Here is a 15,200-nt window from a genome sequence, read left to right as displayed (position 1 = left end):
GATCGACCCATAGGGCCTTGAAGCATGCCGCACCCGTTCATCTTTCGAACTGTCGAGCTGGATGGCCAGACCATCCGCACGGCGGTCCGCCCCGGCAAGCCTCACTTGACGCCCTTGCTGATTTTCAACGGCATCGGCGCCAACCTGGAGCTGGTGTTTCCTTTTGTCGCGGCGCTGGATCCGGACCTGGAAGTGATCGCCTTCGATGTGCCCGGTGTCGGGGGTTCTTCGACGCCGAGCCGGCCGTATCGCTTTCCGGGGCTGGCGAAGCTGACGGCACGGATGCTCGATTACCTCGACTACGGTCAGGTCAATGTGATCGGCGTGTCCTGGGGTGGCGCGCTGGCGCAGCAGTTCGCCCATGACTATCCCGAGCGCTGCAAGAAGCTGGTACTGGCCGCCACGGCGGCGGGTGCGGTGATGGTGCCGGGCAAGCCTAAGGTGCTATGGATGATGGCCAGCCCACGCCGCTACATCCAGCCGTCCCATGTGATCCGCATCGCCCCGATGATTTACGGTGGCTCGTTCCGACGCGACCCGACGCTCGCCGCCAGTCACGCGGCCAAGGTGCGTTCGGCGGGCAAGCTCGGATACTACTGGCAACTGTTCGCGGGCCTGGGCTGGACCAGCATTCACTGGCTGCACAAGATCCATCAGCCGACCCTGGTGCTGGCCGGTGATGACGATCCGCTGATCCCGCTGATCAACATGCGCCTGCTCGCCTGGCGAATTCCCAACGCGCAATTGCACATCATCGATGACGGGCATCTGTTCCTGATCACCCGGGCCGAAGCCGTGGCGCCGATCATCATGAAATTCCTGCAGGAGGAACGTCTTCGTGCCGTGATGCACCCCCACCCGACACCGCTGGGCGGATAACCGGCCCGATCCGGTTTTCTGGACAGCTCCTTGCAGAGCGCTTTGCAAGTGCGTGGCAGGACGCCGCGCAGGCAACAACCCACAACAGCGTCTATGGTGTTCTGGTTCGGTGTGTTTGTTTTTGACCTGAAGACGAAGGAGTGTTGAGTCATGCGCGACAAACCAGCGACGGGCGGAGTGCCCAGTCCTGCCGTGTTCATCAATGCACAGAGTGCAATGACCGGCCTGCGTGGCCGCGATCTGATTTCGACGTTGCGCAGCGTCGCCGCCCATGGCCTGCGCAACCCGATCCACAGTGCGAAACACGCATTGAAACTCGGCGGTGCGCTCGGACGCGTGCTGCTGGGTGAAACCCTGCACCCGACCAACCCCAATGACAGCCGTTTCGCCGACCCGGCCTGGAGCCTCAATCCGTTCTACCGCCGGGGCCTGCAGGCCTATCTGAGCTGGCAGAAACAGGTCAGGAGCTGGATCGACGAAAGCAGCATGAGCGACGACGATCGCGCCCGTGCGCACTTCGCTTTTTCCCTGATCAACGACGCCGTGGCGCCCTCCAACACGCTGCTCAATCCGCTGGCGATCAAGGAGCTGTTCAACTCCGGCGGCCACAGCCTGGTGCGCGGCCTGAGCCATCTGCTCGATGACCTGCTGCACAATGACGGCCTGCCGCGCCAGGTGACCAAACAGGCCTTCGAGATCGGCAAGACCGTTGCCACCACCACCGGCTCGGTGGTGTTTCGCAACGAACTGCTCGAGCTGATCCAGTACAAGCCAATGAGCGAAAAGCAGTATTCGAAACCGCTGCTGGTGGTGCCGCCGCAAATCAACAAGTACTACATTTTCGATCTGAGCCCGAACAACAGCTTCGTCCAGTACGCCCTGAAGAACAGCCTGCAGACCTTCATGATCAGTTGGCGCAACCCGGACGTGCGCCATCGCGAATGGGGCCTTTCGACCTACGTCGAGGCCGTGGAGGAAGCGATGAACGTCTGCCGGGCGATTACCGGCGCTCGGGAGGTCAACCTGATGGGTGCCTGCGCCGGCGGGCTGACCATCGCTGCACTGCAGGGGCACTTGCAGGCCAAGCGGCAGTTGCGGCGGGTCTCCAGCGCGACCTATCTGGTGAGCCTGCTCGACAGTCAGATCGACTCCCCGGCGACGCTGTTCGCCGACGAACAGACCCTCGAAGCGGCCAAGCGCCGTTCCTATCAGAAAGGCGTGCTGGACGGTCGCGACATGGCCAGGGTGTTCGCCTGGATGCGGCCCAACGATCTGATCTGGAGCTACTTCGTCAACAACTACCTGCTGGGCAAGGAGCCGCCGGCGTTCGACATCCTCTACTGGAACAACGACAGCACCCGCCTGCCAGCCGCGTTTCATGGCGACCTGCTGGACTTCTTCAAGCACAACCCGCTGATTCATTCGGGAGGCCTGGAAGTCTGCGGCACACCGATCGACCTGCAGAAAGTCACGGTCGACAGTTTCAGCGTGGCCGGCATGAACGACCACATCACGCCATGGGACGCGGTGTATCGCTCGACCCTGCTGCTGGGCGGCGAGCGACGCTTCGTACTGTCCAACAGCGGCCACGTACAGAGCATTCTCAACCCGCCGAGCAACCCCAAAGCCACTTACGTCGAGAACGGCAAGCTGAGCAGCGACCCGCGCGCCTGGTACTACGACGCGAAAAAGGTCGACGGCAGTTGGTGGCCGCAATGGCTGGAATGGGTCCAGCAGCGTTCCGGCACCCTGCGCGAAACCCAGATGTCTCTGGGCAACGCCAATTATCCACCGATGGAGGCAGCACCCGGCACCTACGTGCGCGTGCGCTGACCGGCCTCAATCCCTTTAAGAAAACTGGATGAAAACAAGCGACCGGATCCTCGAATGTGCCCTGCAGTTGTTCAATGAAAAGGGCGAGCCGAACGTCTCCACCATGGAGGTTGCCAATGAAATGGGGATCAGCCCCGGCAACCTCTACTATCACTTTCACGGCAAGGAACCGCTGATCCTCGGGCTGTTCGAGCGCTTCCAGAACGAACTGGCGCCACTGCTCGACCCACCCGCCGATGTAGAACTGGCACCGGAGGATTACTGGCTGTTCCTGCATTTGATCGTCGAGCGGCTGGCGCAGTACCGGTTCCTGTTCCAGGACCTGTCGAACCTGGCCGGACGCCTGCCGAAACTGGCCAAGGGCATTCGCCAGTTCCTCAACGTGCTCAAGCGTACGCTGGCGTCACTGCTGGCACGGTTGAAGGCCTCGGGGCAGTTGGTCAGCGATACACAGGCGCTGGGGCAACTGGTGGAACAGATCACCATGACCTTGCTGTTCTCGCTGGACTATCAGCGGATTCTCGATCGCGAAGGGGAAGTGCGGCTGGTGGTGTACCAGATCATGATGCTGGTGGCGCCGCATCTGTTGCCGCCGGTGAAGGTGGCGACGGAGCGGATGGCTTTGCAGTATCTCGAAGATCACGAGTAACCCGACGGCTTTTACCCAAACAAAAACGCCCGACCTTCACAGGCCGGGCGTTTTCTTGAGCCCTGAAAAATCAGGACTGACTGGTCGGCGTCGACGGCGTCGATGCAACAGTCGAAGCTGGCGCCGGGGTTGGAGCCGAGGCGGAGTTCGACGTGCTGGCCAGTGCTTGCGGTGTGGTCACCGGTTTTGGAGCAGCAGCTTTCGGCGCAGCGGCTTTCGGCGCGGCCGGTTTTTTCACTGCTGGTTTTTTCGCCGCAGCCGGTTTGGCGGCAGGCTTGGCAGCGGGCTTGGCGGCAGCGGTTTTCGCTGCTGGCTTGGCCGCAGGTTTGGCAGCTGATTTTGTTGCCGGCTTGGCGGCGGCCTTGGCGGCAACCGGTTTGGCCGCGGCCTTCGCTGCAGGCTTGGCGGCTGCGGTTTTGGCTGCTGGTTTTGCTGCCGGTTTGGCGGCGGCTTTAGCCAGTGGCTTGGCAGCGGTTTTGGCCGCAGGCTTGGCTGCTGCGGTTTTCGCCGCGACAGGCTGAGCTTTCAGGCCGGTGAGTTTTTCGATCTGCTTGGTCAGGGTATCGACCTTCTTGTGCAGATCCTTCACCTCGTTGCGGCTCGGTACGCCCAGGCGCGAAATCGCACTGTTCAGGCGCTTGTCGAAAGCCCCTTCCAGCTGATCCCAGGTGCCCAGTGCGCGATCTTTCACGCCGCTGATGCGCGATTTTGCCGAGCTTGCAGAATCCTTGGCAGCATCGACTTTCTTGCCGACTGCAGCCTTGGTGAGCTTCTCGGCTTTCTCGCCGTCTTTGACCAATGTATCGAAGAGCTTGCTGCCGTCAGTGTCGATCTTCGAGTACACGCCTAAACCAGCCAGCCAGATCTTGCGGGAATAGTCTTCGACTTTTCCGATCCACGAGCTGCCTTCTTTATCGGTGTTCTTTTTACCAGCCATCCCGTTCTCCTTAAGATTTACGCGCGACGCGTTCGAGCAATGCCGTCAGCTCATCGAGCTTAGCAGAGAGTGTCTCAACGTCATGTTTAGACGGAATGCCGATACGATTCAAGGCACTGGCGACACGCGTGTCGAACGCCTTCTCGACCTTGTCGAGCTGAACTTCGACCCGGCCTTTGAAAGAGCTGACTTCGCTCTTGGCTTCATCGATCTCGGCGTTGGCCGCTTCGAGTTTTTCGGTGACGGCTTTTTTGCCTTTCTTTTCAACAGTTTGACCAGCCTTGATCAACTCTTGAAAGTACTCGCTGCCCTCCTGACCGACCTTGGTGTAGGCACCCAGGCCTGCCAGCCAGATCTTGCGGGCATAGGATTTGACGTCGCTCAGAGCGGAAGTCGAAGCGTCGATTTTTTTCTTCAAAATGACTTTGGCCATGGTGCACCTCACGCGCAGAAGGTTTGAGGAACTGCCCTGACGAGTGTCGGGCTCAGGCACAAAGTAGGGAGAAAAATTAGAAACGGCACCCTAACAACTGACATAAACAGCTGGGCACACCACAAAACAAATGTGGGAGCGGGCTTGCTCCCACAGGGGGATTTCATTTCAGGCAGAAATCAGACCAGCGCTTTATCCAGCGCCTTTTCGATCTCGGCTTTGATCATGCCGCTCATGGCCGACATCATCAGGCCCAGTTCCACGTCGACCCGGATCGAATCCTCGGCCACATGTACTGCGCCCTTCACACCCGAACGCTTGAGGTTCAGGACATCGCCCGACCACTGCGGCTCCAGGCCATATTGATCGGAGAGTTTCTGCGCCAGTTTGTCGGCTTTCTCACGGGCCACTTCCTTGCCCAGGCTGTGGGCACGCTCAACACTGATATGGGCCATTGAATGACTCCTGCTTTTTGAATGGGGCTATGAATGCCTGCAACGAATCTTGACCGCCACTGCGGCAAATCGTCCCGAAGGTTGCCCATCTTACCTTTAGCCATTCCAAGACAAAGCATGGCTTGGGGATTAGAATGTCGCGCATTCTCTTTTGGTGACAGCGATATGACTGATCAGCGCAAAGGCAGCGATGCCGAACCCACCACTCACTTCGGCTTCAAAAACGTTCCGGAAAGCCAGAAAGCGGAAAAAGTCGCTGAGGTGTTCCACTCCGTGGCCGCCAAGTATGACCTGATGAACGACCTTCTGTCGGGCGGCATGCACCGTCTGTGGAAGCGTTTCGCGATCGAACTGTCGGGCGTGCGCGCCGGCAACCGCGTGCTGGACATCGCCGGCGGTACGGGTGACCTGACCAAGAAATTCTCGCACCTGGTCGGCCCGACCGGTCAGGTGGTGCTGGCGGACATCAACGAATCCATGCTCAAGGTCGGTCGTGACCGCCTGCTGGATGTCGGTGTTTCGGGCAACGTCGAGTTCGTTCAGGCGGACGCCGAAAAGCTGCCGTTCCCGGACAATCACTTCGACTGCGTGACCATCGCCTTCGGCCTGCGCAACGTGACGCACAAGGAAGACGCCCTGCGCTCGATGCTGCGCGTACTCAAGCCGGGCGGCCGTCTGCTGGTGCTGGAATTCTCCAAGCCGACCAACGCCCTGATGTCCAAGGCCTACGACGCCTACTCGTTCGCCTTCATGCCGCTGATGGGCAAGCTGATCACCAATGACTCGGAAAGCTATCGCTACCTGGCCGAATCGATCCGCATGCACCCGAATCAGGAAACCCTGAAGTCGATGATGGTCGACGCCGGTTTCGATCGCGTGACCTATCACAACATGACCGCAGGCATCGTTGCCCTGCACCGCGGCATCAAGCCCTGATGCTGCTGACCGGGCTGCTGGCCAGCGTCGAACTCGGCCTTAACCGCGTGCTGCGTCTCGACAGCACGGCGCTGCCGCGACTGGCGCATTTGACCGGCAAAGTGATTGCCGTCGACTGCCGCAGCCCGGCGCTGCAACTGTTCATCCTGCCGAGCGATGAAGGCCTGATGCTGGCGTCCCACTGGGAAACCGGCGTCGACTGCACCCTGCGCGCCCCGGCCTCGAGCCTGGTGAAACTGGCCTTGAGCAAGGACAAGACGGCGGTGCTGCACGCGCCGGAAGTCGAACTCGACGGTGACAGCGGCGTGCTGCTGGAACTGGCGGGTGTGCTGCAGGATCTTGAGCTGGACTGGGAGTACGAGCTCTCGCGCTGGATCGGCCCGGTCGCCACGCAACTGGTCGGCGGTCACCTGCGCAGCCGCGCCCGCTGGTATCAACAAGGATTTGCCAGCCTCAACCAGAATCTCGCCGAATACCTGGCCGAAGAATCGCGCACCCTCGTCGGGCAGCGCGAAGCCGAAGCCCGTTTCAGCGAACTGGACCGGATCAAACTCGATCTGGAACGCCTCGAGGCGCGCTTCGAGCGCCTTTCCCGATCCCTCGACCCAAGCGATAACGCATGAAGCTGCTCGCCGTCCGCCGTCTGTTGCGCATCCAGCGCGTCGTGATCCGCTACCGCCTCGATGACCTGCTGTTCGATCTGCCTTTGCCGTGGTTCCTGCTGGCGCTGCGCTACGTCCTGCCGTGGCGCTGGTTCCCGCGCAAGCCGCTGGACCTGAGCCGTGGCGCACGCCTGCGCCTGGCCTTGCAGGACCTGGGGCCGATCTTCATCAAGTTCGGGCAGATCCTCTCGACCCGCCGCGACTTGCTGCCGGAAGACATCGCCGATGAGCTGATGCTGTTGCAGGACCGCGTGCCGCCGTTCGATTCGCAGCTGTCGGTCAAATTGATCGAAGAACAGCTGGGCAAGAAGATCAGCGAAGTGTTCAGCCGCTTCGACGTCGAACCGCTGGCCTCGGCCTCGGTGGCGCAAGTGCATGCCGCGCAACTGAAGACCGGCGAAGAAGTGGTGGTCAAGGTGATCCGCCCGGGCCTGAAACCGATCATCGCGCAGGATCTGGCGTGGCTGTTCATTCTCGCCCGCGCTGCCGAAAAGGTCTCCGCCGACGCCCGACTGCTGCACCCGGTGGACGTGGTAAGCGACTACGAAAAGACCATCTACGACGAACTCGACCTGTTGCGCGAAGCGGCCAACGCCAGCCAGTTGAAGCGCAACTTCGAAGGCTCGCCACTGCTCTACGTACCGCAAGTCTATTGGGACTGGTGCCGGCCGAAAGTGCTGGTGATGGAGCGCATCTACGGGATTCAGGTGACGGATCTGGCGACCCTCGCCGACCAGCGCACCGACATGAAGATGCTCGCCGAACGCGGCGTGGAGATCTTCTTCACCCAGGTGTTCCGCGACAGTTTCTTTCACGCCGACATGCACCCGGGCAACATCTTCGTCAGCACCGTCAATCCGTGGAGCCCTCAGTACATCGCGATCGACTGCGGCATCGTCGGCAGCCTGACCCCGGAAGACCAGGACTATCTGGCGCGCAACCTGTTCGCTTTCTTCAAGCGCGACTACCGCCGCGTGGCGCAATTGCACATCGACTCGGGCTGGGTGCCGGCGGAAACCAAGCTCAACGAATTCGAAGCGGCGATCCGTACCGTGTGCGAACCGATCTTCGAAAAACCGTTAAAAGATATTTCATTTGGCCAGGTGCTGATGCGCCTGTTCCAGACTGCGCGTCGCTTCAACATGGAAGTGCAGCCGCAACTCGTCCTGCTGCAAAAGACCCTGCTGAACATCGAAGGCCTGGGCCGTCAGCTGTACCCGGACCTGGATCTGTGGAACACCGCGCAGCCGTTCCTCGAGCGCTGGATGCGCGAACGCGTCAGCCCGAAAGCCTTGATCGGCAACGTCCAGAGCCAGTTCGAACAACTGCCGCACCTGGCCAACATGGCCCGCGATTTGCTCGAACGCATGTCCCAACCGCACGCCAACGACCCGCCGCCCCCGTGGCAGAAACGCAAGGACGACTGGTTCCTGCGCCTGCTTGGCAGCGCGCATCTGGCAGGCGGCACGATCCTCGCCGCCGGTGGCCCGCTGCATGAGCTGGGGCATTGGCCCGCCGGGATCATGGTAGCAGTCGGCTTGTATCTGGTCGTTCGCCGATAGCCAGTTGCGTGATCGACTGGCACACTGTTTCAACGCCTGAACCCGACTATTGAAGTGTGGGTTCGCTGTCGGAGTCGAAGATGAAAAACTGGCTGGACGAGATCAAGTGGGACGCCGATGGCCTGGTGCCGGCGATTGCCCAGGATCACAAGACCGGACGCGTGCTGATGATGGCCTGGATGAACCGCGAAGCCCTGGAGCTGACCGCGGCGGAAAACCGTGCCATCTATTGGTCACGTTCCCGTGGCAAGCTGTGGCGCAAGGGCGAAGAGTCCGGCCACGTACAGACGCTGCATGAAATGCGTCTGGACTGCGACGCCGACGTCATCATCCTGATGGTCGAACAGATCGGCGACATCGCTTGCCATACCGGCCGTCAAAGTTGCTTCTACCGCGTCTTCGAAAACGGCGACTGGAAAACGGTCGACCCGGTCCTGAAAGACCCGCACGCTATTTATTCCGCAGGACACAAACATGAGTGACACCCTGACTCGTCTGGCCCAGGTGCTCGAAGAGCGCAAAGGCGCAGCAGCCGACAGCTCATATGTAGCCAGTCTGTATCACAAGGGCCTGAACAAGATTCTGGAAAAGGTCGGCGAAGAGTCGGTCGAAACGATCATTGCCGCCAAGGACGCCGCCATCAGCGGTGACTGCAGCGACGTGATCTACGAGACCGCCGACTTGTGGTTCCACAGCATGGTCATGCTCGCCCAGCTGGGGCAGCATCCGCAGGCTGTACTCGACGAGCTGGATCGTCGCTTCGGCCTGTCCGGACACGTCGAGAAAGCCTCGCGCCCGTCCGCCTGAACAACTTCAAGAGAGGAACAGCAACATGGGCATTTTTGACTGGAAACACTGGATCGTCATTCTGGTTGTCGTGGTGCTGGTGTTCGGCACCAAGAAACTGAAAAACCTCGGCACCGACGTCGGCGAGTCGATCAAGGGCTTTCGCAAGGCCATGAACGACGACGAGAAACCGGCCGATCCGACCGTCACGCCTGCGCAGCCGGTACCACCGGTTCAGCCGCAAGCCACCGCTCAGGCCAACCCGCCGCACACCATCGACGTGCAGGCGCAGAAAGTCGAAGAGCCGATCCGCAAAGACGTGTGAGTACTGACTAATGTTTGGTATCAGCTTCTCTGAACTGCTGCTCGTCGGCCTCGTTGCCCTGCTGGTGCTGGGCCCCGAGCGTCTGCCGGGCGCTGCACGCACGGCCGGCCTGTGGGTCGGACGGCTGAAGCGCAGCTTCAACGCGATCAAACAGGAAGTTGAACGTGAAATCGGTGCCGACGAAATCCGTCGGCAACTGCACAACGAGCACATCCTGTCGCTGGAACAGGAGGCGCGGAAGATTTTCACGCCACCGGTTCAGCAGGAGCCGACGCCCGTGCAGCCGGCGGCAGACCAGACGCCAACACCGCCTGTCGCCGAACAAACGATTCACGCACCGGCGAGCGTCGAACACGTCTCTGCCGCAAGCGCTGAAGCTGCTCCGGTCATGAAACCGATCGAACCCGTTGCTCCAGCCGCCGCGCCAACCACGCCGGCCCCTCACGACACCACTCTGCCGCCGCGAGCCCCATGAGCGATCTCCCCGAAAACGACCAGCACATGCCGCTGGTTTCGCACCTCACCGAGTTGCGCACCCGCCTGCTGCGTTGCGTGGCGGCGATCTTCATCATCTTCGCCGGGCTGTTTGCCTTCACCCAGCAGATCTACACCTTCGTCTCGACACCGCTGCGTCAGTACCTGCCGGCCGGCGCGACGATGATTGCCACCGACGTGTCGTCGCCGTTCCTGACGCCGCTGAAGCTGACGATGATGGTGTCGCTGTTCCTCGCGATCCCGGTGATCCTGCACCAGATCTGGGGCTTCATCGCGCCAGGCCTGTACAAGCATGAAAAGCGCGTTGCAGTACCGTTGCTGATCTCCAGCATCCTGCTGTTCTACACCGGCATGGCGTTCGCCTACTTCTTCGTGTTCCCGCTGATCTTCAAATTCTTCGCCTCCGCCACCCCGGCCGGCGTGGAAATGATGACCGACATTACCAGTTACCTCGATTTCGTGATGACGCTGTTCTTCGCCTTCGGCGTGGCGTTCGAAATCCCGGTAGCCGTGGTGCTGCTGGTGTGGATCGGCGTGGTCGACGTCAAATACCTGAAGAAGATCCGGCCATACGTGATCATCGGTTGCTTCGTGGTCGGCATGATCCTGACCCCGCCGGACATCTTCTCCCAGACCCTGCTGGCCGTGCCGATGTGGATGCTGTTTGAAGTCGGCATCCTGTTCGGCAGCCTGGTCAGCAAGCGCGAGCGCCCGGACGAAACCGTCGACGACCACAACGACCAGCCGCCAGCGACCCAGCCATGAACCTGCTGCTGCTCGAAGAAGCCGATTTCATTGCGGCCGACCGCGTCGTGCTGCGCGACCGGCGCCTGACCCACATGCAGGAAGTCCACCGCTCGGAAGTCGGCGACAGCCTGCGGGTCGGGCGCATCAACGGCATGATGGGCTCGGCCGAGCTGCTGCGTCTGGACGCGGGCGAAGCCGAGCTGCGAGTCACCCTCGATCAACCGCCGCCGGCCAAACTGCCGCTGACCCTGGTGCTCGCCCTGCCCCGCCCGAAGATGCTGCGCCGGGTGTTCCAGACCGTAGCGACCATGGGTGTGTCGAAGGTGATTCTGGTCAACAGCTATCGCGTCGAGAAGAGCTTCTGGCAGACACCCTTTCTCGAGCCGGAAGCGATCCGCGAGAATTTGATCCTCGGCCTCGAACAGGCCCGCGATACCGTGCTGCCGGAAATCATCATCGAGAAGCGCTTCAAGCCGTTCGTCGAAGATCGGCTGCCGGCCATCACCGACGGCACTCTCGGTCTGGTCGGTCATCCCGGCAATTTCCCGCCCTGCCCTCGCGCCCTGAGCGAACCGGTGACCCTGGCCATCGGCCCGGAAGGTGGCTGGATTCCCTACGAAATCGATCTGCTGGCCAAATCCGGCCTGCAACCGGTGCAACTGGGCGATCGCATCCTTCGGGTCGAAACCGCCGTCACCGCCCTGCTTGCCCGCCTGTTTTGAACCTGCCGGCGCCATTGAGCGCCGGACAAATCGCGTTACAGATTGCGATCATCCAGCCGATACAGTCTCCATAAGTCCAATTAGTGGTCCGAGGGGAGTCGTCGCATGTACCGTTGGTTAGCCGAGAGTCTTGGAAATGTCAGTGTCAAACGCAAGCTGGGCATCGGTTTCGGCCTGGTGCTGCTACTGACGCTGTTGATCACCTTTACCGGCTGGACCGGCATGAGCGGCATCATCAGCCGCGGTGACAAACTCGGCTTCATCTCCAGCCTCAACGAGCTGACCAAGGACCTGCGTCTGGCGCGCCTGGACTACGAAATGCGTCGTGGCGAACAAGGCCCGGGCGCGGTCAATGACCTGCTCGGCAAGCTCGACAGCGGCCTGCAGACCGCTCGCAACCTGATCGAACAACCCGCCGACGCGGCGAAAGTCGACCAACAACTGGCGGCCATCGCCGAGTACAAGCGCGCCTTCGCCGACATGGTGCAGGCCGGCGCCAACCGCGAAGATGCCCGCAGCAAACTCGGCGCCACTGCCGACAACGCCGCGGCCAAGGTTGCCGAAGTCGAGAAATCCATGCTGCAGGGTGACAGCGTTGCCCAGTTCAACGCGGTGATCGATCTGAGCAAGTTGATCCAGCAGGCCCGCTTCCAGGTGCGCGGCTATACCTACAGCGGCAAGACCGAAGCCGAGCAACCGGCCCTCGACGCCATCGACAACGCCCTGAAAAACCTCGAGACCCTGCCGGCCAAACTGCCTGAGCAACACATCGCCAACCTGCAACAGGCCACCGATTCGCTGAAAGCCTATCGGGCCGCCGTCAGCCAGTTCCGCGACTCGCAAGTTGCCAGCGCCAAGGCCCTGGCCCGCATGGCGGCTCAGGGTGACATTCTGTTCGACGTCAGCCGCCAGCTCACCGAGTCCCAGACCATCGTCCGCGATACCGATGCCGCCAGCGCCAAGAACCTGTTGCTGATCGCCACCCTGCTGGCCGTGGCGTTCGGCCTGCTCGCCGCCTGGGCAATCACCCGACAGATCATCATCCCGCTGGAGCAGACCCTGAAAGTCGCCGAGCGCGTGGCTGCCGGCGACCTGACTCACAACCTGGTATCGCTGCGTCGCGACGAACTCGGCCAGTTGCAGCGGTCGATGCAGAGCATGACCCAGGGGCTGCGCGAACTGATCGTCGGCATCAGCGACGGCGTCACCCAGATCGCCAGCGCCGCCGAAGAACTGTCAGCCGTGACCGAACAAACCAGCGCCGGTGTGAACAATCAGAAAATCGAGACCGACCAGGTCGCGACCGCCATGAACGAAATGGCCGCCACCGTGCAGGAAGTCGCGCGCAACGCCGAGGAAGCTTCGGAAGCGGCCGTCGCGGCTGACCAGCAAGCCCGTGAAGGCGACAAGGTGGTTGGCGAGGCCATCGCCCAGATTGAACGTCTGGCCGCTGAAGTCGGCCATTCCACTGAGGCCATGGGCGAGCTCAAGCGCGAAAGCGACAAGATCGGCAGCGTGCTCGACGTGATCAAGTCCGTGGCCCAGCAAACCAACCTGCTGGCCCTCAACGCCGCCATCGAAGCGGCCCGTGCCGGTGAAGCCGGCCGTGGTTTTGCGGTGGTCGCCGATGAAGTACGCAGCCTTGCCCAGCGCACCCAGAAGTCCACCGAAGAGATCGAAGAGCTGATCGTCGGCCTGCAGAACGGCACCCAGCAAGTGTCGACGATCATGGACAACAGCCGCACCCTGACCGACAGCAGCGTCGAGCTGACCCGTCGCGCCGGTGGCTCGCTGGAAAGCATCACCCGCACCGTTTCGGCGATTCAGGCCATGAACCAGCAGATCGCCGCAGCGGCCGAGCAGCAGAGCGCCGTGGCCGAAGAGATCAATCGCAGCGTGCTGAACGTGCGGGATGTGTCGGACCAGACGTCGGCAGCGAGTGAAGAGACGGCGGCCTCCAGCGTCGAGCTGGCGCGCCTGGGCACTCACCTGCAAACGCTGGTGGGCCGGTTCAAGGTTTAAACCGCGCAAACAAAAAAATCGCAGCCATTGGCTGCGATTTTTTTTGTCCTGCGTTTAGAGGACTTGGCGCAGGAACGTCTGGGCTCGCGGATCCTTCGGCGCATCGAAGAATTCGGCCGGTGAGGCATCTTCCAGCAGTTTGCCGTGATCGAAGAACAGCACCCGATCCGCCACTTCCCGGGCAAAGCCCATTTCGTGGGTCACGCAGACCATGGTCATGCCTTCCACAGCCAGGTTCTTCATCACGTCCAGCACTTCACCGACCATTTCCGGATCGAGGGCCGAGGTCGGTTCATCGAACAGCATGACCTTCGGATCCATCGCCAGCGCCCGGGCGATCGCCACGCGCTGCTGCTGCCCGCCGGACAGACGCGAAGGGTACTCGCGGGCCTTCTGCGCAATACCGACTTTCTCCAGCAGCGCCAGGGCCTTGGCTTCGCTTTCTTTCTGGCCGCGCTTGCGCACGACTTTCTGCGCCAGGCAGAGATTTTCCAGCACGGTCATGTGCGGGAACAGGTTGAAGTGCTGGAACACCATGCCGACTTCGCGGCGGTAGGCGTTGACGTCGGTTTTCGGGTCGGCCAGCTGCAGGCCGTCGATGCTCACCGAACCGGAATCGAATTCTTCCAGACCATTGAGACAACGCAGGAAGGTCGACTTGCCGGAACCGGACGGGCCGAGCACCACCAGCACTTCGCCCTTGGCCACGTTCGTACTGACGTGATCCACCGCGCGCACTACCTGGCCGCGGGTGTCGAAGACTTTTACCAGATCGCGGACTTCAATCACTTTGCGCGAGCCTCCGCTCGAGCCGGCTGGCGATTTTCGACAGCGGCAGGTTGATCAACAGGTACAGGCCGGCAACGCAGAACAGGATTTCGAATGGCGAAAACGACGTGGTGATGACTTCACGGCCGCTTTTCAGCAGCTCAGTGATGGCGATCACCGACACCAGCGAGGTGTCCTTCACCAGGCTGATGAACTGCCCGGCCAGCGGCGGCAGCACGCGCTTGAACGCTTGCGGCAGCACCACGTGGCGCATCGACTGGCCAGCGCTCAGCCCCAGCGAACGCGCCGCTTCGTTCTGCCCACGGGCAATCGACTGCACGCCGGAACGGATGATTTCTGCCACGTAGGCGCCGGTGAACAGCGACAGCGCGGCGATCCCGGCGAACTCCCGGGACAGGTTCATCACCGTGCCGATGAAGAAATAGAAAATGAAGATCTGCACCAGCAGCGGCGTGCCGCGCACCAGCTCGACATAGATCGTCGACAGGTCGCGCAGGGTCGGGTTGCTCGACAACCGGCACAATCCGGTCGCCAGACCGATCAGCAGTCCCAGCACGCCGGACACCGCCGACAGCCAAAGCGTCGTCCACAGCCCCCACAGCAGCGGACCCGCCGCCCAATGCCGGGTCACGCCCACGACGTCGCCTTCGGCCACATCGTCGCCCTGAGCGAATTGCAGGCTGTTTTCGTCGACGGTCAGATGCTGCTCGTCACCGGCATCGTTGCGCAGGGTGACCTGCGCGCTGCCGCCCTTGCGCACCAGTTCGCTGACGGTGGAAATGTCGGTCGCGCGCTGGGTTTCCTCGGCCTGGTAGGCGAAGTACTGCGGCACGCGGTTCCAGCGCCATTCGTAGGACATCAGCGACGTGGCGTAATACAGCGCGCCAGCCAGGCCGACCAGCACCAGCACAGTCAGCACGTGCCAGGGCCATTGGGCTTTTTTCTGTTTCATGGGTTTAGCGAAATCC

The 15,200-nt window shown here is 61.6% G+C and carries 18 protein-coding genes and 1 pseudogene; 14 read left to right on the top strand and 5 right to left on the bottom strand.

All coding sequences use genetic code 11. From position 1 onward, the window contains the following. The first annotated feature begins 24 nt into the window (after window positions 1-24). The 3 genes from phaZ to ACSPX5_RS25760 all read left to right on the top strand — a co-directional run bounded on the left by phaZ (window position 25) and on the right by ACSPX5_RS25760 (window position 3,361). Entirely contained in the window at window positions 25-879 is an 855-nt protein-coding gene (phaZ, locus tag ACSPX5_RS25770) for a poly(3-hydroxyalkanoate) depolymerase (RefSeq protein WP_169428496.1), read from the top strand. Window positions 880-1,029: 150 nt separating this feature from the next. Further along, window positions 1,030-2,712, top strand: a complete 1,683-nt coding sequence (gene phaC, locus ACSPX5_RS25765; protein ID WP_169428495.1) for a class II poly(R)-hydroxyalkanoic acid synthase — start codon at window positions 1,030-1,032, stop codon at window positions 2,710-2,712. 28 nt (window positions 2,713-2,740) lie between these two features. Then, window positions 2,741-3,361: a TetR/AcrR family transcriptional regulator gene (locus ACSPX5_RS25760; RefSeq protein ID WP_207867222.1), complete on the top strand. Its 621-nt coding sequence runs from the start codon at window positions 2,741-2,743 to the stop codon at window positions 3,359-3,361. A gap of 70 nt (window positions 3,362-3,431) precedes the next feature. On the opposite strand, the gene ACSPX5_RS25755 is transcribed toward ACSPX5_RS25760, so the two are convergent. The 3 genes from ACSPX5_RS25755 to ACSPX5_RS25745 form a co-directional block, all read right to left on the bottom strand. Further along, window positions 3,432-4,298, bottom strand: coding sequence for a phasin family protein (locus ACSPX5_RS25755; RefSeq protein WP_207867221.1), 867 nt, complete (start codon window positions 4,296-4,298; stop codon window positions 3,432-3,434). 10 nt (window positions 4,299-4,308) lie between these two features. Beyond that, the gene (locus ACSPX5_RS25750) at window positions 4,309-4,731 is read right to left on the bottom strand and encodes a phasin family protein (protein WP_039772451.1); all 423 of its coding nucleotides are present in this window, start codon (window positions 4,729-4,731) and stop codon (window positions 4,309-4,311) included. Window positions 4,732-4,910: 179 nt separating this feature from the next. Next, window positions 4,911-5,186: a polyhydroxyalkanoic acid system family protein gene (locus ACSPX5_RS25745; protein WP_323161102.1), complete on the bottom strand. Its 276-nt coding sequence runs from the start codon at window positions 5,184-5,186 to the stop codon at window positions 4,911-4,913. A 165-nt stretch (window positions 5,187-5,351) separates the two neighbouring features. On the opposite strand from ACSPX5_RS25745, the gene ubiE reads away from it, so the two are divergent. From ubiE to ACSPX5_RS25690, 11 genes and pseudogenes are all read left to right on the top strand, one after another. Then, window positions 5,352-6,122: a bifunctional demethylmenaquinone methyltransferase/2-methoxy-6-polyprenyl-1,4-benzoquinol methylase UbiE gene (gene ubiE, locus ACSPX5_RS25740; RefSeq protein ID WP_007952418.1), complete on the top strand. Its 771-nt coding sequence runs from the start codon at window positions 5,352-5,354 to the stop codon at window positions 6,120-6,122. After that, entirely contained in the window at window positions 6,122-6,745 is a 624-nt protein-coding gene (locus tag ACSPX5_RS25735; RefSeq protein WP_207867220.1) for a ubiquinone biosynthesis accessory factor UbiJ, read from the top strand. Before ubiE ends, ACSPX5_RS25735 begins: the two co-directional genes overlap by 1 nt. Further along, a complete protein-coding gene (ubiB, locus tag ACSPX5_RS25730; protein WP_169428492.1) occupies window positions 6,742-8,346 on the top strand; it encodes a ubiquinone biosynthesis regulatory protein kinase UbiB in 1,605 nt (534 codons plus the stop codon). The genes ACSPX5_RS25735 and ubiB overlap by 4 nt, the downstream gene beginning before the upstream one ends. Window positions 8,347-8,426: 80 nt before the next feature. Continuing rightward, the gene (hisI, locus tag ACSPX5_RS25725) at window positions 8,427-8,828 is read left to right on the top strand and encodes a phosphoribosyl-AMP cyclohydrolase (RefSeq protein WP_007909357.1); all 402 of its coding nucleotides are present in this window, start codon (window positions 8,427-8,429) and stop codon (window positions 8,826-8,828) included. After that, window positions 8,821-9,153, top strand: coding sequence for a phosphoribosyl-ATP diphosphatase (locus tag ACSPX5_RS25720; protein WP_003220849.1), 333 nt, complete (start codon window positions 8,821-8,823; stop codon window positions 9,151-9,153). Before hisI ends, ACSPX5_RS25720 begins: the two co-directional genes overlap by 8 nt. Window positions 9,154-9,178: 25 nt before the next feature. Further along, window positions 9,179-9,457, top strand: coding sequence for a twin-arginine translocase TatA/TatE family subunit (locus ACSPX5_RS25715; protein WP_007952423.1), 279 nt, complete (start codon window positions 9,179-9,181; stop codon window positions 9,455-9,457). Window positions 9,458-9,467: 10 nt separating this feature from the next. Beyond that, window positions 9,468-9,932, top strand: coding sequence for a Sec-independent protein translocase protein TatB (tatB, locus tag ACSPX5_RS25710; RefSeq protein ID WP_207867217.1), 465 nt, complete (start codon window positions 9,468-9,470; stop codon window positions 9,930-9,932). Beyond that, window positions 9,929-10,717, top strand: a complete 789-nt coding sequence (tatC, locus tag ACSPX5_RS25705) for a twin-arginine translocase subunit TatC (RefSeq protein ID WP_065261773.1) — start codon at window positions 9,929-9,931, stop codon at window positions 10,715-10,717. Before tatB ends, tatC begins: the two co-directional genes overlap by 4 nt. After that, entirely contained in the window at window positions 10,714-11,421 is a 708-nt protein-coding gene (locus ACSPX5_RS25700) for a 16S rRNA (uracil(1498)-N(3))-methyltransferase (protein WP_439820504.1), read from the top strand. Before tatC ends, ACSPX5_RS25700 begins: the two co-directional genes overlap by 4 nt. Window positions 11,422-11,526: 105 nt before the next feature. Next, window positions 11,527-12,588 (top strand): annotated as a pseudogene (locus tag ACSPX5_RS25695) (methyl-accepting chemotaxis protein); the annotation flags it as partial. Then, window positions 12,571-13,443 (top strand): methyl-accepting chemotaxis protein, encoded by an 873-nt coding sequence (locus ACSPX5_RS25690; protein WP_423815191.1) that lies wholly within the window; start codon window positions 12,571-12,573, stop codon window positions 13,441-13,443. The pseudogene ACSPX5_RS25695 and the gene ACSPX5_RS25690, both read left to right, overlap by 18 nt. Before the next feature lie 54 nt (window positions 13,444-13,497). Here ACSPX5_RS25690 and ACSPX5_RS25685 read toward each other — a convergent pair whose 3' ends face one another. After that, window positions 13,498-14,232, bottom strand: a complete 735-nt coding sequence (locus ACSPX5_RS25685) for an amino acid ABC transporter ATP-binding protein (protein WP_439820503.1) — start codon at window positions 14,230-14,232, stop codon at window positions 13,498-13,500. Further along, window positions 14,225-15,184 (bottom strand): amino acid ABC transporter permease, encoded by a 960-nt coding sequence (locus ACSPX5_RS25680; RefSeq protein ID WP_169428487.1) that lies wholly within the window; start codon window positions 15,182-15,184, stop codon window positions 14,225-14,227. Before ACSPX5_RS25680 ends, ACSPX5_RS25685 begins: the two co-directional genes overlap by 8 nt. Between the last annotated feature and the right edge of the window lie 16 nt (window positions 15,185-15,200).

It is taken from the genome of Pseudomonas sp. HLG18, from assembly GCF_051903985.1.
Lineage (GTDB): Bacteria > Pseudomonadota > Gammaproteobacteria > Pseudomonadales > Pseudomonadaceae > Aquipseudomonas > Aquipseudomonas fluorescens_BT.
The sequence above is the reverse complement of the archived record's forward strand: the minus strand, read 5'-3'. Positions and strand labels throughout refer to the sequence as shown.

Coding starts and splice junctions, on each gene's coding strand:
- ACSPX5_RS25680 (WP_169428487.1), bottom strand. CDS start 15,184: ATGAAACAGAAAAAAGCCCAATGGCCCTGGCACGTGCTGACTGTGCTG.
- ACSPX5_RS25690 (WP_423815191.1), top strand. CDS start 12,571: ATGCAGAGCATGACCCAGGGGCTGCGCGAACTGATCGTCGGCATCAGC.
- tatC (WP_065261773.1), top strand. CDS start 9,929: ATGAGCGATCTCCCCGAAAACGACCAGCACATGCCGCTGGTTTCGCAC.
- hisI (WP_007909357.1), top strand. CDS start 8,427: ATGAAAAACTGGCTGGACGAGATCAAGTGGGACGCCGATGGCCTGGTG.
- phaZ (WP_169428496.1), top strand. CDS start 25: ATGCCGCACCCGTTCATCTTTCGAACTGTCGAGCTGGATGGCCAGACC.
- ubiE (WP_007952418.1), top strand. CDS start 5,352: ATGACTGATCAGCGCAAAGGCAGCGATGCCGAACCCACCACTCACTTC.
- ACSPX5_RS25720 (WP_003220849.1), top strand. CDS start 8,821: ATGAGTGACACCCTGACTCGTCTGGCCCAGGTGCTCGAAGAGCGCAAA.
- ubiB (WP_169428492.1), top strand. CDS start 6,742: ATGAAGCTGCTCGCCGTCCGCCGTCTGTTGCGCATCCAGCGCGTCGTG.
- ACSPX5_RS25755 (WP_207867221.1), bottom strand. CDS start 4,298: ATGGCTGGTAAAAAGAACACCGATAAAGAAGGCAGCTCGTGGATCGGA.
- tatB (WP_207867217.1), top strand. CDS start 9,468: ATGTTTGGTATCAGCTTCTCTGAACTGCTGCTCGTCGGCCTCGTTGCC.
- ACSPX5_RS25745 (WP_323161102.1), bottom strand. CDS start 5,186: ATGGCCCATATCAGTGTTGAGCGTGCCCACAGCCTGGGCAAGGAAGTG.
- ACSPX5_RS25735 (WP_207867220.1), top strand. CDS start 6,122: ATGCTGCTGACCGGGCTGCTGGCCAGCGTCGAACTCGGCCTTAACCGC.
- phaC (WP_169428495.1), top strand. CDS start 1,030: ATGCGCGACAAACCAGCGACGGGCGGAGTGCCCAGTCCTGCCGTGTTC.
- ACSPX5_RS25715 (WP_007952423.1), top strand. CDS start 9,179: ATGGGCATTTTTGACTGGAAACACTGGATCGTCATTCTGGTTGTCGTG.
- ACSPX5_RS25700 (WP_439820504.1), top strand. CDS start 10,714: ATGAACCTGCTGCTGCTCGAAGAAGCCGATTTCATTGCGGCCGACCGC.
- ACSPX5_RS25750 (WP_039772451.1), bottom strand. CDS start 4,731: ATGGCCAAAGTCATTTTGAAGAAAAAAATCGACGCTTCGACTTCCGCT.
- ACSPX5_RS25760 (WP_207867222.1), top strand. CDS start 2,741: ATGAAAACAAGCGACCGGATCCTCGAATGTGCCCTGCAGTTGTTCAAT.